The organism is Enterococcus sp. AZ126, from assembly GCF_051714545.1.
In the GTDB taxonomy this organism is placed as follows: Bacteria; Bacillota; Bacilli; order Lactobacillales; family Enterococcaceae; genus Enterococcus_L.
Genome location: NZ_JBIOSB010000001.1, coordinates 517,883 through 533,175, shown reverse-complemented (window position 1 = coordinate 533,175; position 15,293 = coordinate 517,883). Strand labels below are relative to the sequence as shown.

Genomic DNA, 15,293 nt, shown 5'->3' with positions numbered 1-15,293 from the left:
GATTTCCATTGATAAAATAAAAAGAGAATAAGGAAGAAAAGAGGAATGTTATGTCTGTCGTGGTTTCTGTGGTTATGGGAAGTACATCTGATTGGGCTACAATGAAACATGCTTGTGATAGTTTAGAAGAATTCAACATTTCTTATGAAAAAAAAGTGATATCCGCTCACCGTACACCTGATTATATGTTTAAATTTTCTGAACAAGCACGAGATCGTGGCATCAAAGTCATTATCGCAGGTGCAGGCGGAGCAGCTCATTTACCAGGCATGATTGCAGCAAAAACAACGTTGCCAGTAATTGGTGTTCCGGTTCAATCAAAAGCATTGAATGGATTGGATTCATTATTATCCATTGTTCAAATGCCCGGTGGAGTTCCCGTTGCGACAACTGCAATTGGAGAATCTGGTGCGAAGAACGCCGGACTACTTGCAGTTCAGATGCTTTCCATGTATGATGTAGAGTTAGCAGGGAAATTAGAAGCAAAGCGTCGATTTCTTGAAGAAACTGTGATGGAAAGTAGTGATGAACTTGAATAGACCTTTATTACCGGGACAAATGATCGGTATTATTGGTGGCGGACAATTAGGCAGAATGATGGCACTTAGTGCACGAGAAATGGGTTTTCGTGTGGGTGTGTTAGATCCAACAGTTGATTGTCCAGCTGCTCAAGTCGCTGATTGGCATTTATTAGCTGATTATGATGACATAGAAGCGTTAGAAGAACTGGCAAAACGTTCTCAAGTATTAACATATGAATTTGAAAATGTCGATGTCGGAGCATTGATGCAAGTTGAAGATTTAGTAAGTATTCCTCAAGGAACAGATCTCTTAGCAATTACGCAAGATCGTTTATTGGAAAAATCTTTTTTAGAAGCAAATAATATAGTTATTGCCCCATTTGCAACAATCGTAAGTCCAACAGATATCCAAGATGCCATCGATGGAATTGGTTATCCTTGTGTTTTAAAAACAACGCGTGGCGGCTACGATGGTAAAGGGCAATTTGTGTTGTATAGTACATCAGATTTAGCACCATCAATGAATATTCTTAGAGAAGGGACTTGCGTACTAGAAGCTTGGATTCCCTACGAAAAAGAAATCTCAGTATTAGTAAGTGGAAATGGTCAAGGAAAGTTCACAGTTTTTCCTGTGGTCGAAAATATCCATCGAAATAATATTTTACATGAAACGATTGCACCAGCTAGAGTGTCTGAAGAAGTAGTAGAAGAAGCGCAACGTATTGCTCGTGTTATAGCAGAAGCAGTGGATCTTGCAGGAACTTTAGCTGTGGAGATGTTCTTGACAAATGATGGTGGTATTTATGTGAATGAATTGGCGCCAAGACCGCATAATTCGGGCCACTACTCGATCGAAGCGTGTTCAATGAGTCAATTTGATGCCCACATTCGTGGTATTTGCGGTTGGCCATTGCCTGAAGTTGATCTTTTATCAGAAGCTGTAATGATCAATATATTAGGAAATGAGATCTATGAGACAATGGATGTTATTTCAGAAAAACCTAATTGGCATTTTCATTATTACGGTAAAGCAGAAGCGAAAAAAGATCGAAAAATGGGGCATATCACTATTTTAACAGAAGATGTGTTTGAGACACTAGAAGATATTTATCAAACCAATATTTGGGATTAAAAAGGAGTTAATAAACGAATGATTGATCGTTATACACGACCTGAAATGGGTGCTATTTGGACAGATGAGAATCGATACAGTGCTTGGTTAGAAGTAGAGATTTTAGCCGATGAAGCTTGGGCTGAATTAGGAGATATCCCAAAAGAAGATGTACAAAAAATCCGTGACAATGCCTCTTTTGACGTTGAGCGTATTTTAGAAATCGAAGCTGAAACAAGACATGATGTAGTGGCGTTTACACGTGCAGTATCCGAAACATTAGGAGAAGAGCGCAAGTGGGTACACTACGGCTTGACAAGTACGGATGTGGTCGATACAGCCTACGGTTATTTACTAAAACAAGCCAATGATATTTTGCGGGAGGATTTAAAGAAATTTACGACAATAATTGGTGAAAAAGCGAAGGAACATAAACATACAGTCATGATGGGACGAACGCACGGTGTTCATGCTGAACCAACGACATTTGGATTGAAGCTGGCTTTGTGGTATTCCGAGATGAAACGAAATGTTGAGCGTTTTGAACATGCCGCAAAAGGCGTAGAGGCAGGAAAAATCAGTGGAGCGGTTGGAACATTTGCGAATATTTCTCCTTTTGTTGAAGAATATGTTTGTAAACATCTAGGGATTCGAGCGCAAGAAATTTCTACTCAAGTTTTACCTCGTGATTTGCATGCAGAATATCTATCAGCGATGGCTTTGATTGCAACGAGTATTGAAAAATTCGCGACTGAAATTCGTGGGTTACAAAAATCAGAGACACGTGAAGTTGAAGAGTTTTTTGCAAAAGGTCAAAAAGGCTCTTCCGCAATGCCGCATAAACGAAACCCGATCGGTTCTGAAAATATGACAGGACTTGCTCGTGTCATTCGTGGGCATATGGTGACGGCTTATGAAAATGTGACTTTATGGCATGAACGTGATATTTCTCATTCTTCAGCAGAACGAATTATTATTCCAGATACAACAATTTTACTGGATTATATGTTGAATCGTTTTTCTACTATAGTTAAAAATTTAACAGTATTTCCTGAAAATATGAAACGAAATATGGATGCAACATACGGTCTGATTTACAGTCAACGTGTGTTGCTGAAATTGATTGATCACGGCATGGCAAGAGAAGCGGCTTATGATTTAGTACAACCCAAAACGGCATACGCTTGGGATCATCAAACTGCGTTTAGACCATTACTTGACGCAGACGAAAAAATAACTTCGATTTTATCTAAAGAAGAATTAGATGATGCGTTTGATTATAATTATCATTTGAAAAATGTTGACATTATTTTTGAACGTGTAGGTTTAGTTTGATCTATTAAAATGAGGTTGATTCTACCGTTTATTCAGATAACTTAAGGCTAGAACATAACTCTACGAGTTATGTTCTAGCCTTATTTTTTTATTAAAGCATTTCTATATAATGATCAAAATATTGTTCGATGAACTGTGTTTGATGACTGATTTCGTTCTCGGAAATCGATGATTTTTCGGGAATCACGATCCATTTTGTCTCATTGTCATCTTTTCTATGGATAACGGCTACTACAATACCAATAAATGTACTTATTTTTACTGATGGAACGGCTAAAATATATGCGTCTTGTTCCTCCTCGTCGCCTCCGATCACTCCAGCAATATATCCGTAATTGACTGGATAGATGTTACCGAAAGAATCTTGATAGCCTAGTGGTCGATCAACAGTCACTTTTACTTTCAATTTTTTCATGGATAGATCCATTCCTTTCTTTAATAATAAAAAGACTAAAACTTTGTAAGTTTTAGTCGAAAATTAATGTATTTAAATCGTAATTTCTTGGAAAGTACGTATGGGTGAGGCTACTGGAGCACCCAACATAGAAAGTAAATGATCAATAAAAAGATAACTACATTCTTGTGAATTAAAATAAACATGTATACAGTATTTGTTTTTGAAAAAGTGTTGCTCATGTAGTTGATTTATAACTAATTCATTGTTACAACTATTTTTATAACGAAATGTTCGTTTGCGTCTTTCAGAGTGCCGATGAACCGCTCGTTTTAAATTTTTAAACGTGTAGTAAGAACTGTGTTGATTCAATTTGTGGACTTCTTCTAATGCGAGTAAATCATTATACAATTTTGTTCTTTCCTCAGGGATTAATCCTGCCAAAAAATCCTGGGCTAAACTGTCATAATCGCTAATCATCCTGTTGTTCCCTCCTAAAAATCGTCACTGATCAAAAAAAAGAAAAGTAATTTTTCTAAAGATGTGGTTTTGATTAGCATACCACTTTTCTTAATTTTTGTAAATGCTTACAATGTTTTCTTAATATTTACATGAAAAATGGATAAAAAACGAACATTCAATACTATTTTTGTATTTATTGTTAATAATTAATTGACTCTTATTTATCATGTTGTTAAACTGTAAACAGTAAATAGACGAACAAATATTAATTATATTTAAAAAACGTACGTAAAAAGGAGCGTTCGAGATAATGACAAATAGTGGTTTGCTATACGAAGGAAAAGCTAAAAAAATGTTTGAAACAGATGATCCCAATGTGTTGAGAGTAGAATATTTAGATCAAGTAACTGCCTTGAATGGCGCTCGGAAAGATATTACAACAGGTAAAGCAATTTTAAATAATCAGATAACAGCCTTTATTTTTGAACAATTTAAACAAAAAAATATTCAAACTCATTTTATCAAAAAAATATCAAAGAACGAACAATTGGTAGAAAAGCTCGAAATTATTCCTTTAGAAGTTGTCATTAGAAATAGTTCAGCAGGCAGTTTTGCGAAGCGATTGGCTGTTTTAGAAGGACAGCCTCTTGAATTTCCCGTTTTGGAATTTTATTACAAGGATGATTCTCTTAATGATCCAATTATTAATGATGATCATGTCAAAATTTTAAAAATCGCAACAGAACAAGAGATCGCGACTATAAAACGAGAGGGACACATTATAAATCAAGCATTGATTACATTGTTTAAAGAAATTGGTATTCGTTTGATTGATTTCAAAGTAGAATTTGGGCGTAGAAAAGATGGCTCTATTTTACTAGCTGACGAAATCACACCAGATACGTGCCGCTTATGGGATGAAAAAACAAATGCTCATTTAGATAAAGATGTTTACCGTAAAAATATTGGTGAGATTGTACCTGTCTACCAAGAAGTTTTGGATCGTTTGGAGAATACATTCTACTAAAAATGAAGGAGAATTGATTAATATGTATGATGTAAAAGTATATGTTACGTACAAAGATTCCGTTTTAGATCCGCAAGGTGAAGTAGTCAAAGGTGCCGTTCATCGTCTTGGCTATGGAGAAATCGATGATGTCCGGATTGGAAAATATTTTGAAATCAAGGTCAAAGGATCAGAGCGGCCAATCGAAATGGTGATTGAAGAGATTTGTGACAAATTATTAGCTAACGTTAATATGGAAACGTATCGATATGAAATCGAGGAGGAAGCTTGAAATGAAATTTGCAGTGATTGTTTTTCCAGGCTCAAATTGCGATATGGACCTATTATGGGCAGTCAAAGAGATATTGGGTGAGGAAGCTGAGTACGTGCGCCATGATGCAGAAAGTTTAGCTGGATTTGATGGTGTTTTGATTCCTGGAGGATTTTCGTATGGTGATTATCTAAGGTGCGGTGCAATTGCTCGTTTTTCTAAAATTATAAGTGAAGTGATTCGTTTGGCAGATGAAGGTAAGCCTGTTTTTGGTACATGTAATGGGTTCCAAATATTGACAGAAGCAGGTCTTTTACCTGGTGTTTTGCTTAAAAATGAATCCCTGCATTTTGTGTGTAAAACGGTTGATTTAACAGTTGTAAACAATCAGACAGCATTTACTTCAGAATATCAGAAAGATGAAGTGATCCAATTGCCTGTAGCGCATGGGGAAGGCAATTATTACTGTGATGAATCAACGCTAAAGAAGCTAAAAGAAAATCATCAAATTGTCTTTACCTATGCGGATAAAAATCCAAATGGCAGTTTAGAAAATATAGCAGGAATCATCAATGAAAAAGGAAATGTTCTAGGTATGATGCCGCATCCAGAACGTGCTGTAGAAAGTTTACTAGGCTCAGAAGATGGATTACGTTTTTTCAAATCCATCGTTAAAAACTATGGAGAGGTCAGGACAAATGCATGATGAAAATGAACGAACCTTCAGCACAAGAGATTAAACAACAACGTATCTATTCTGAATGGGGCTTAACGGATGAAGAATATCGAATGATTGAAGAGGATATCTTAGAACGTATGCCAAATTATACGGAAACAGGACTTTTTTCTGTAATGTGGAGTGAACACTGTTCTTATAAAAATTCAAAATCTGTATTAAAAAAATTTCCGACAAAAGGACCTCAAGTTTTACAGGGACCAGGTGAAGGTGCCGGGATCGTAGATATCGGCGATGGCCAGGCTGTTGTGTTTAAAGCAGAAAGTCATAATCATCCATCAGCTGTTGAGCCATATGAAGGGGCGGCGACCGGTGTTGGTGGAATCATCAGAGATATTTTTAGTATGGGGGCCAGACCAATTGCAATTTTGGATTCATTGCGTTTTGGTGAATTAACGAATGAGCGAACTAAATATCTTTTAGAAGAGGTCGTTGCTGGTATTAGTGGGTATGGCAATTGTATAGGCATCCCCACTGTAGGCGGAGAAGTGGCGTTTGATCCATGTTATGAAGGAAATCCGCTAGTAAATGCAATGTGTGTAGGGTTGATCGATCATAAAGATATTCAAAAAGGTCAAGCAAAAGGGGGAGGTAATGCAATCATGTATGTCGGTGCGAAAACAGGACGCGATGGGATCCATGGTGCAACATTTGCTTCTGAAGAGTTTGTTGAAGGACAAGAACAACAGCGTTCAGCCGTACAAGTGGGCGATCCTTTTATGGAGAAATTATTACTTGAAGCGTGTTTAGAGCTGATTTTAAAGCATTCAGATATTTTAGTAGGAATTCAAGATATGGGCGCGGCAGGTTTAGTGTCGTCAAGTGCAGAAATGGCTTCTAAAGCGGGATCTGGTTTGATTTTAGATTTAGATGATGTACCTCAACGTGAAACTGGAATGACACCTTATGAAATGATGTTGTCGGAGTCTCAGGAGCGGATGTTGATTTGTGTCGAAAAAGGACATGAAGATGAGGTGATTGAACTTTTTCAAAAATACGAATTAGAGGCAGTGACGATTGGCAAAGTAACGGATGATGGGTTGTATCGCTTAAATCATCATGGGGTGGAAGTGGCAAACTTACCTGTTGACGCTTTAGCTGAGGATGCGCCTGTTTATACGAAGGAACGCCAAGAGCCAAAAAGAATCAAAAAGTTTGAATCATTAGGGAATTTTGATCCTAAAATTGTGGATGGAACAGAGACATTATTACAATTACTACAACAGCCAACAATTGCGTCTAAAAAAATGATTTATGAAAGATACGATGCTCAAGTTCGAACCAATACAGTTGTTTTACCAGGAAGTGATGCAGCCGTTTTACGTATTCGTGGCACTAAAAAAGCGTTAGCGATGACGACCGACTGTAATGGACGTTATCTGTTTTTAAACCCAGAAATCGGCGGTCAAATTGCAGTAGCAGAAGCCGCAAGAAATATTATTGCAAGTGGCGGTCAACCATTAGCAATCACAGATTGTTTAAATTATGGATCACCAGATAAACCTGAAGGATTTTGGGAGCTTTGGACGTCAGCAGATGGAATTGCCAAAGCTTGTGAAGTTTTAGAAACGCCTGTGATTTCAGGAAACGTTTCTTTGTACAATGAAACGAATGGTCAGGCGATTTATCCAACACCAGTGATTGGAATGGTTGGTCTAGTAGAGGACTTAAAAGATATTACTACGCAAGAATTTAAAGCAGTAGATGATTTGATTTACGTAGTAGGAAAAACAAACGCCGATTTTAATGGCAGCGAATTACAAAAAATGACCTTGGGCATTATCGAAGGAAAATTAATGGATTTTGATTTAACGGTTGAAAAAAACATCCAGCAATTACTATTAAAAGCAATCCAAGCAGGAGTAGTGAAAAGCGCCCATGATTGTTCTGAAGGGGGTTTAGGTATTGCTTTATCGGAGTCTGTATTTAAAAACAAGTTTGGTCTAGAGGTTGAATTAGCTATGCCAGTTTCATGGCTTTTTTCTGAAACCCAGTCAAGATTTGTTGTTTCAATCAAACCAGAAAATCAAACAATGTTTGAAGACATGATGGATGGGAACGCTGAGTTTGTTGGAAAAGTAACAGATAGCGGATTGATCAGCATTCAAACGTACGATCAAAAAATCGAGGTAATGACGCAAACAGCCAAAAAGCTGTGGGAGGAAGCGATTCCATGTCTTATGAAGTGAAAAGTTTAAATGAAGAATGTGGTGTTTTTGGTATTTGGGGACATCCGGATGCTGCTCGTGTGACTTATTTTGGACTTCATAGTCTGCAGCACCGAGGCCAAGAAGGTGCAGGAATCGTCTCAAATAACGAAGGAAAATTAAATGGATATCGGGGATTGGGGTTACTTTCTGAAGTATTTAAAGAGGACCAATCTTTAACTTCTTTGCGTGGAAATGCTGCGATTGGTCATGTGCGTTATGCCACTGCTGGAAATGGTAGTGTGGACAATATTCAGCCGTTTCTATTTAAGTTTTATGATGGTGCTTGTGGATTGGCCCATAATGGGAATCTGACGAATGCCAAAAGCTTACGAAAAGAACTAGAGCAAGATGGCGCAATATTTCATTCTAACTCAGATACCGAAATTTTGATGCATCTGATACGTCGTAGTAAAAAAACAACATTTGTCGAGCAATTAAAAGAAAGTTTACAGACAGTCAAAGGTGGTTTTGCCTATCTTTTGATTACGGAAACAGCGATGATCGCCGCTCTTGACCCTAACGCTTTTCGCCCACTATCTATCGGTCAGATGAAAAATGGGGCATATGTGATTGCGAGTGAAACGTGCGCACTGGAAGTTGTTGGGGCTGTATTTGTACGTGATGTAGGACCGGGTGAAGTCATTATTATTGATGAGACCGGCTTTAAAGTAGAACAGTATACGAAAGATACACAATACGCGATTTGTTCGATGGAATACATTTATTTTGCCAGACCAGATTCAAATATTGCTGGGGTTAATGTGCATACCGCTCGAAAAAATATGGGGAAACAATTGGCAAAAGAAGCGCCGATTGAAGCAGATATGGTCGTCGGTGTACCCAATTCTTCTCTTTCAGCTGCTAGTGGATATGCAGAAGCAAGCGGCATTCCTTATGAAATGGGATTAGTAAAAAATCAGTATATCGCAAGAACCTTTATTCAACCTACTCAAGAATTGAGAGAACAAGGCGTTCGAATGAAGCTCTCTGCTGTAAGAGGTGTAGTAGAGGGGAAACGTGTGATCATGGTGGATGACTCGATCGTAAGAGGAACAACGAGTCGTCGAATCGTCCAGCTACTTAAAGATGCGGGTGCTAAAGAAGTCCACGTACGTATTGCATCGCCTCCGCTAAAATTCCCTTGTTTTTATGGGATTGATATTCAAACAAGGAAAGAATTGATTGCTGCTAATCATTCAATCTCTGAAATCGAGCAACTGATCAAAGCAGATTCATTAGGATTTTTAAGTGAGCGAGGATTGATTGATGCAATTGGATTAAACTATGATGCCCCTTATTCTGGACTTTGCATGGCCTATTTTAATGGGGATTATCCAACGCCATTATATGATTATGAAGAGAAATACCAAGCGTCATTAAAGGATAAAATCAGTTTCGTATCAACAAATTAAAAAAAACAGAAACTATCGTTAATGAATCTTTAGGAGGAAATCATAATGGGAAATGCTTATACCAAAGCGGGCGTTGACGTTGAAGCCGGGTATGAAGTAGTAGAAAGAATCAAAAAACATGTTAAACGAACGGAACGTATTGGTGTGATCGATACACTTGGTGGTTTCGGTGGATGTTTTGATTTAAGTAAGGTGGAAGTGAAGGAACCTGTATTGATATCGGGGACAGATGGAGTCGGAACAAAGTTAATGATTGCAATTCAAGAAAACAAACACGAGACAATCGGGATTGATTGTGTCGCTATGTGTGTGAATGATATCGTTGCTCAAGGTGCAGAACCGCTTTATTTTCTTGACTATATTGCGACGGGGAAAAATAAGCCAGAACGATTGGAAAAAGTGGTAGCTGGTGTGGCTGAAGGTTGTCTTCAAGCAGGAGCTGCTCTGATTGGCGGTGAGACAGCAGAAATGCCAGGAATGTATAGCGATAATGATTACGATTTAGCAGGTTTTGCTGTAGGGATTGCGGAAAAAAGTCAGCTAGTTACAGGGCAAAAAATCCAAGAAGGAGATATTCTTCTTGGGTTACCATCAAGTGGCCTTCATTCAAACGGCTATTCTCTCGTACGAAAGATTTTTTTTGAGACGCATCATTTTACTGGAAAAAGGATTATGTCAGAATTAAATGAAAAACAATTAGGTGATGAACTTTTGACCCCGACAAAAATTTATGTAAAGACGATATTACCACTAATAAAACAGGAATTAGTGAACGGTATTGCACATATAACAGGTGGCGGTTTTGTAGAAAATATTCCTAGAATGCTTCCAGAGCATTTAGCAGCAGAAATAACGCTTGGGACTTGGCCGATATTGCCGATTTTTACAACGCTTGAGAAATATGGACAAATTCCAAAAATGGAAATGTATGAGATTTTCAATATGGGCATTGGGATGGTTTTGGCTGTTTCACCTAAAAAAATAGAGAATGTTCGAACCATTTTAAGTGAGCTCAACGAAACGAGCTATATTATTGGAAATATCACTGAAAAAGATGAGCAAGCTGTTGTTTTTAACGAGGTGTGAGAATGAAATTAGCCATATTTGCCTCAGGAAACGGCAGTAACTTCCAAGCCATAGCTGAAGCTGTAGCAATCGGAGCAATAGAGGCGCAGCTTACGTTATTATTTTGTGATAAAAAGGATGCCTATGTGATCAAACGTGCACGTTCAATGTCGATTCCAGTTATTTCCTTTTCACCAAACGATTTTGAATCAAAAGCAATGTATGAAGCAGAAATTCTTCATTTACTTGAAGAAGAGCAAATCGATTTGATTGTTTTAGCAGGATATATGAGGATCATCGGACCGACTTTATTAGAAGTCTTTTCCAAGCGCATGATCAATATCCATCCCTCATTGTTACCTGATTTTCCTGGTCTACATGGTATCAAAGATGCTTTTTACGCAAATGTACCTGAAACAGGTGTAACGATTCATTATGTGGATGACGGTGTTGATACTGGACCAATCATTGCGCAAGAAAAAGTAGTGATAGACATGCTTGATACACTTGATTCATTGGAGAAAAAAATCCATAATGTAGAGCATAAACTGTTTCCAACTGTCTTAGCGAAACTTATAAAAAATCAGCAAGGAGAGGGTCGATCATGACAAAAAAAAGAGCCTTAATAAGTGTTTCAGATAAAACAGGTGTAGTCGCTTTTGCGAAAGGATTAGTAGAACAAGGGGTAGAAATTATTTCGACAGGTGGAACGAAAAAAGCCCTTGAAAAAGAAGGAATCCCGACGATTTCTATCGAAGAAGTAACCCATTTTCCAGAGATGATGGATGGTCGGGTGAAGACATTACATCCTAAGATTCATGGTGGATTGCTTGGACGACGTGATTTAGCGAGTCATATGGAGGCCATGGAAGCGTACGACATTCAACCAATCGATTTTGTTTGTGTCAATCTCTATCCTTTTAAAGAAACGATCATGAAGGAGGATGTAACAGAAGACGAAGCAATAGAAAATATTGATATCGGTGGGCCAAGTATGTTAAGGAGTGCTGCAAAAAATCATCAATTTGTTACGGTTGTGGTTGATCCTAAAGATTATGAACAAGTGTTGATAGAGGTTTCACAAAAAGGAGCAACAACGCTAGCAACAAGAAAAAAATTAGCAGCTAAAGTTTTTCGACACACCGCCGCATATGATGCGTTGATTGCAGAATATCTGACAAATGCAGTAGGAGAAAAAGAGTCTGAAATAGTAACATTGACATATGAGTTAAAACAAGAATTACGCTACGGAGAAAATAGCCATCAAAAAGCAGCTTTTTATCAAAATGCCTTACCAATTTCTTTTTCAATCGCTAGTGCTGACCAACTTCACGGCAAAGAACTATCATATAATAATATCAAAGATGCAGATGCGGCGATTCGAATTTCTAGAGAATTTGATCAACCAGCTGTTGTTGCAGTCAAACATATGAATCCTTGTGGAGTTGGCGTTGGTGAGACGATCAATGAAGCATATCAATATGCTTATGAAGCAGATCCAGTCTCGATTTTCGGTGGAATCATTGTGTTAAACCGTGAAGTCGACAGGCAAATTGCCGAAAAAATGCACCAATTATTTCTTGAAATTATCATTGCACCTAGTTTTTCAGAAGAAGCCTTCACTATTTTAAGTAGTAAAAAAAATCTTCGCCTAATGACACTCGACTTTTCTAAGAAAGACCAGGCGATAGAGGACGAAAAAGTGTCGATTTTAGGCGGATTATTAATTCAAAATCAAGATAATAGTAAAGAAAAAACCGAAAATTGGCAAGTTGTCACTAAAAGACAACCAACGCTTGATGAATTGAATGCACTAGAATTTGCTTGGAAGACGGTCAAGCACGTAAAAAGTAATGCCATTGTTGTAGCGAATAGCCATCAAACATTAGGTATTGGTGCAGGGCAAATGAATCGTATCGGCTCAGTTCAAATCGCAATTGAACAAGCCGGAAAACGTGATAATGAAGCAGTTTTAGCCAGTGATGCCTTCTTTCCAATGGGTGATAGTGTAGAATATGCTGGAAAACAGGGTATCAAGGCGATTATTCAACCTGGTGGCAGCATTAAAGACCAAGAGTCGATCGAAATGGCAGACAAATATGGAATCGCTATGGTATTTACTGATATCAGACATTTTAGACATTAAAAGGAGAATTTAATGGGATTAACGATTTTAGTCATTGGAAGCGGCGGAAGAGAGCATGCGATTGCGCAAAAACTGATTCAGAGCCCTAAAGTAAAAACTGTTTTTTGTGCCAAAGGGAATCCAGGGATGAAAAAAGATGGCATTCGTTTGGTAGATATTGCAGAGGATGATCATCCTAACTTAATTAAATTTGCCAAGGAAAATGGTATCGATTGGACTTTTATTGGTCCTGAAATCCCATTGTTAAATGGAATTATAGATGATTTCGCTGATGCTGGCTTGTTTGCTTTTGGACCGCTCAGAAATGCTGCAGTTATTGAAGGTTCTAAAGACTTTGCAAAAAAAATCATGAAGAAATATGAAATACCCACAGCAGATCACAAAACCTTCTCTGATTTTGCTACAGCCCGAGCTTATGTTATTGAAAAGGGAGCGCCGATCGTTATTAAAGCTGATGGTGTAGCTGCTGGTAAAGGAGTAGTCGTAGCAAAGACCGTAAAAGAGGCAATTGATGCATTGAAAGAGTTGCTTGAGGACCATAAGTTTGGGGTAAGTGGAACCAAAGTTGTGGTTGAAGAATTTCTTGTCGGTGAAGAATTTTCTTTACTGGCATTCGTTCGTAATGAAGAAGTTTATCCGATGGTGATTGCGCAAGATCATAAATGCGCCTATGATAATGACCTTGGACCAAATACAGGTGGTATGGGAGCCTATAGCCCTGTTCCGCAAATTTCTGATGAATTGGTCAAAGAAGCTCTTGAAACAATTGTAAAACCTACAGTTCAAGGGATGATGACAGAAGGTAGGGCTTTTACAGGTATTTTGTACACTGGATTGATTGCAACAGCGGATGGACCAAAAGTAATCGAATTTAACGCTCGTTTTGGTGATCCAGAAACACAAGTCGTACTTCAACGGTTAGAAACTGATTTCGCTCAAATTATTGATGACCTATTAAAAGGTAATCAACCAATTATTCGCTGGAAGCAAGATGGTTATAGTTTAGGCGTAGTTGTTGCAGCAGAGGGTTATCCAAATGTTTATGAGAAAGGAAGTCAGCTTCCAGATTTTTCTGATTTTTTAACTGAGCAAATCTATTATGCAGGAGTAAAGCAACAAGGGGAACAATTAGTCTCTGATGGTGGGCGTATCTACCTTGTCCAAGCAAGTGGCAAATCATTAGCTGAAGCACAAGAAGCCGTTTATAGAGTGTTGAAAAAAGTAGATACAAAAGGAACGTTTTATCGTAATGATATTGGGGTTAAAGGATTAAAATAAAAAAGTGAGACTTATAAATCGTACTATTTAAAAAAATCCATCCTATAACTGTCTATGTTATAGGATGGATTTTTTAGATTATTCAGTTTTAGGTAAAATAGAGGAATGGATGCTTCCATTTTCATACGCAATAAAAAAATCTGATAAAAATAAACCATAGGATTCAATATCTGATTTATAAAGTGACATAGGAATCACAAAAGTCTGTTTTGTAGTACCAGCAATATAATCGCCATCAATAGTTTGAGCCACGACCAAAAAATGATGATCTTTCCACGTTATAAGATCATCCAAAGAAACCGTTTCATCAGAAGACAAGTACTGGACGTTTTGCTCAAATTGTTTTTCAATAGTTTGACTGAAAATAATCGTACTTGTTTCATCTTGCTGATTTTGTAAAACTTTAGCCAAGAAAAGTTGTGGATCAGCTTCAGTCAATTGTCTTTTGATTTTTTTAAAGTTCATTGGGTACCTCCTAATTTTAAAGAATGAGTGGATTTGTTTGATCTTGAATTAAAGAGCAGTGAGATTGTGTAGTCTCTTTTTTAAAATTTAAACAAATTATCGTTCATTAAAGATCGTAACACGAAAATCAACTGCTGTATTTTTATCTAAGCCCTTTGCTTCTAAATCGATTTGCTTACATAATAACTCTGTTCCTTCATAAACAGGCGTGACACGGTAACGGATAGTCTCGCCATTGTCTAAAGCTTGACGAATCTGATTTTCATATTTAGTCATGAAAGGTGTGTTTACAGGTGTTTGATAAAGAGTCGTAAGATTTCTTGCATCATCACCAGAGCCACCAAGCTGACGTCCAATCAAATGACCTCTTGAATGATTCGTTGGATCCAAACCTGAAACAAATCCTGGGGGACGAATGTCTTTATTGGCTGATGTTCCTGTATTGACCATTGCAGGTTTTAACAAAGCATCGGCACCAGTCGCACGTCCTAGCGAATCTAATGCATGATAATCAATCCAGCCTTTTTTACGATCGGTTAGTTCAGCGGTTGAAAAAGTTGCAGAACCAAGCTCTTTAGGTCCGGGATTTGTAGAACTTACTGGTTTGGAGGTGCTGGGTTTTGTTTGTTCCTGAGTATGAATACCGAACATTTCCTGAATGTTGTCTGGGACTTGAACTCCAAACACACCTAAAATCAAAATAATTAAAACCGCCACAAGCATGATTGCTGGATTAAAAGGTGGTTTTTGTTTTTTTCTTGCCATTATTTTTCTCCTAACTACTCTCAGAGATTGAGAAAGAAAGCTTAGTATTAAAAAAGTTTCTGACTCACCGTTAATTCCGAATTAATCTCATTCCTCTATTATACGAAAAAAAATCG

General features: G+C 37.7%; 16 protein-coding genes. 12 read left to right on the top strand and 4 right to left on the bottom strand.

The annotated features are described in order from the left end of the window. The first annotated feature begins 50 nt into the window (after positions 1 to 50). From purE to purB, 3 genes are read left to right on the top strand one after another with little or no spacing between them, the layout of a single operon-like run. The gene (purE, locus tag IGI43_RS02600) at positions 51 to 539 is read left to right on the top strand and encodes a 5-(carboxyamino)imidazole ribonucleotide mutase (protein WP_438756257.1); all 489 of its coding nucleotides are present in this window, start codon (positions 51 to 53) and stop codon (positions 537 to 539) included. Then, a complete protein-coding gene (gene purK / locus IGI43_RS02595; RefSeq protein WP_438756255.1) occupies positions 523 to 1,653 on the top strand; it encodes a 5-(carboxyamino)imidazole ribonucleotide synthase in 1,131 nt (376 codons plus the stop codon). The genes purE and purK overlap by 17 nt, the downstream gene beginning before the upstream one ends. Before the next feature lie 18 nt (positions 1,654 to 1,671). Further along, positions 1,672 to 2,967 carry an adenylosuccinate lyase gene (gene purB / locus IGI43_RS02590; protein WP_438756254.1) on the top strand — a complete coding sequence of 432 codons (1,296 nt, stop codon included), beginning with the start codon at positions 1,672 to 1,674 and terminating at the stop codon, positions 2,965 to 2,967. Positions 2,968 to 3,058: 91 nt separating this feature from the next. On the opposite strand, the gene IGI43_RS02585 is transcribed toward purB, so the two are convergent. After that, positions 3,059 to 3,382 (bottom strand): inorganic diphosphatase, encoded by a 324-nt coding sequence (locus IGI43_RS02585; RefSeq protein WP_438756252.1) that lies wholly within the window; start codon positions 3,380 to 3,382, stop codon positions 3,059 to 3,061. A gap of 72 nt (positions 3,383 to 3,454) precedes the next feature. Beyond that, positions 3,455 to 3,841 (bottom strand): hypothetical protein, encoded by a 387-nt coding sequence (locus IGI43_RS02580; RefSeq protein ID WP_438756251.1) that lies wholly within the window; start codon positions 3,839 to 3,841, stop codon positions 3,455 to 3,457. Between the two features lie 292 nt (positions 3,842 to 4,133). On the opposite strand from IGI43_RS02580, the gene purC reads away from it, so the two are divergent. Genes purC through purD form a run of 9 tightly spaced genes read left to right on the top strand, consistent with a single transcriptional unit; the run spans position 4,134 to position 13,947 of the window. Beyond that, positions 4,134 to 4,850: a phosphoribosylaminoimidazolesuccinocarboxamide synthase gene (gene purC, locus IGI43_RS02575; RefSeq protein ID WP_438756250.1), complete on the top strand. Its 717-nt coding sequence runs from the start codon at positions 4,134 to 4,136 to the stop codon at positions 4,848 to 4,850. Positions 4,851 to 4,872: 22 nt separating this feature from the next. Beyond that, positions 4,873 to 5,121 (top strand): phosphoribosylformylglycinamidine synthase subunit PurS, encoded by a 249-nt coding sequence (purS, locus tag IGI43_RS02570; protein WP_438756248.1) that lies wholly within the window; start codon positions 4,873 to 4,875, stop codon positions 5,119 to 5,121. Position 5,122: 1 nt separating this feature from the next. Continuing rightward, complete coding sequence (gene purQ / locus IGI43_RS02565) at positions 5,123 to 5,806, top strand: phosphoribosylformylglycinamidine synthase subunit PurQ (RefSeq protein WP_438756246.1); 684 nt, start codon at positions 5,123 to 5,125, stop codon at positions 5,804 to 5,806. Continuing rightward, positions 5,803 to 8,025: a phosphoribosylformylglycinamidine synthase subunit PurL gene (gene purL / locus IGI43_RS02560; RefSeq protein WP_438756244.1), complete on the top strand. Its 2,223-nt coding sequence runs from the start codon at positions 5,803 to 5,805 to the stop codon at positions 8,023 to 8,025. Before purQ ends, purL begins: the two co-directional genes overlap by 4 nt. Continuing rightward, positions 8,010 to 9,458, top strand: a complete 1,449-nt coding sequence (gene purF / locus IGI43_RS02555; protein WP_438756242.1) for an amidophosphoribosyltransferase — start codon at positions 8,010 to 8,012, stop codon at positions 9,456 to 9,458. The genes purL and purF overlap by 16 nt, the downstream gene beginning before the upstream one ends. Before the next feature lie 45 nt (positions 9,459 to 9,503). Next, complete coding sequence (gene purM / locus IGI43_RS02550) at positions 9,504 to 10,544, top strand: phosphoribosylformylglycinamidine cyclo-ligase (protein ID WP_438756240.1); 1,041 nt, start codon at positions 9,504 to 9,506, stop codon at positions 10,542 to 10,544. Between the two features lie 2 nt (positions 10,545 to 10,546). Beyond that, entirely contained in the window at positions 10,547 to 11,131 is a 585-nt protein-coding gene (purN, locus tag IGI43_RS02545; protein WP_438756239.1) for a phosphoribosylglycinamide formyltransferase, read from the top strand. Then, positions 11,128 to 12,669, top strand: coding sequence for a bifunctional phosphoribosylaminoimidazolecarboxamide formyltransferase/IMP cyclohydrolase (gene purH / locus IGI43_RS02540; RefSeq protein ID WP_438756237.1), 1,542 nt, complete (start codon positions 11,128 to 11,130; stop codon positions 12,667 to 12,669). Before purN ends, purH begins: the two co-directional genes overlap by 4 nt. A 12-nt stretch (positions 12,670 to 12,681) precedes the next feature. Then, complete coding sequence (gene purD / locus IGI43_RS02535) at positions 12,682 to 13,947, top strand: phosphoribosylamine--glycine ligase (protein ID WP_438756236.1); 1,266 nt, start codon at positions 12,682 to 12,684, stop codon at positions 13,945 to 13,947. Between the two features lie 78 nt (positions 13,948 to 14,025). On the opposite strand, the gene IGI43_RS02530 is transcribed toward purD, so the two are convergent. Together IGI43_RS02530 and IGI43_RS02525 are read right to left on the bottom strand one after the other, a co-directional pair. Then, positions 14,026 to 14,412, bottom strand: a complete 387-nt coding sequence (locus IGI43_RS02530) for a hypothetical protein (RefSeq protein WP_438756235.1) — start codon at positions 14,410 to 14,412, stop codon at positions 14,026 to 14,028. Between the two features lie 96 nt (positions 14,413 to 14,508). Beyond that, entirely contained in the window at positions 14,509 to 15,177 is a 669-nt protein-coding gene (locus tag IGI43_RS02525) for a DNA/RNA non-specific endonuclease (protein WP_438756234.1), read from the bottom strand. Positions 15,178 to 15,293 lie beyond the last annotated feature (116 nt).

Coding starts and splice junctions, on each gene's coding strand:
- purB (WP_438756254.1), top strand. CDS start 1,672: ATGATTGATCGTTATACACGACCTGAAATGGGTGCTATTTGGACAGAT.
- purH (WP_438756237.1), top strand. CDS start 11,128: ATGACAAAAAAAAGAGCCTTAATAAGTGTTTCAGATAAAACAGGTGTA.
- IGI43_RS02585 (WP_438756252.1), bottom strand. CDS start 3,382: ATGAAAAAATTGAAAGTAAAAGTGACTGTTGATCGACCACTAGGCTAT.
- purF (WP_438756242.1), top strand. CDS start 8,010: ATGTCTTATGAAGTGAAAAGTTTAAATGAAGAATGTGGTGTTTTTGGT.
- purE (WP_438756257.1), top strand. CDS start 51: ATGTCTGTCGTGGTTTCTGTGGTTATGGGAAGTACATCTGATTGGGCT.
- IGI43_RS02580 (WP_438756251.1), bottom strand. CDS start 3,841: ATGATTAGCGATTATGACAGTTTAGCCCAGGATTTTTTGGCAGGATTA.
- IGI43_RS02530 (WP_438756235.1), bottom strand. CDS start 14,412: ATGAACTTTAAAAAAATCAAAAGACAATTGACTGAAGCTGATCCACAA.
- purS (WP_438756248.1), top strand. CDS start 4,873: ATGTATGATGTAAAAGTATATGTTACGTACAAAGATTCCGTTTTAGAT.
- purC (WP_438756250.1), top strand. CDS start 4,134: ATGACAAATAGTGGTTTGCTATACGAAGGAAAAGCTAAAAAAATGTTT.
- purD (WP_438756236.1), top strand. CDS start 12,682: ATGGGATTAACGATTTTAGTCATTGGAAGCGGCGGAAGAGAGCATGCG.
- purQ (WP_438756246.1), top strand. CDS start 5,123: ATGAAATTTGCAGTGATTGTTTTTCCAGGCTCAAATTGCGATATGGAC.
- purM (WP_438756240.1), top strand. CDS start 9,504: ATGGGAAATGCTTATACCAAAGCGGGCGTTGACGTTGAAGCCGGGTAT.
- purL (WP_438756244.1), top strand. CDS start 5,803: ATGATGAAAATGAACGAACCTTCAGCACAAGAGATTAAACAACAACGT.
- IGI43_RS02525 (WP_438756234.1), bottom strand. CDS start 15,177: ATGGCAAGAAAAAAACAAAAACCACCTTTTAATCCAGCAATCATGCTT.
- purN (WP_438756239.1), top strand. CDS start 10,547: ATGAAATTAGCCATATTTGCCTCAGGAAACGGCAGTAACTTCCAAGCC.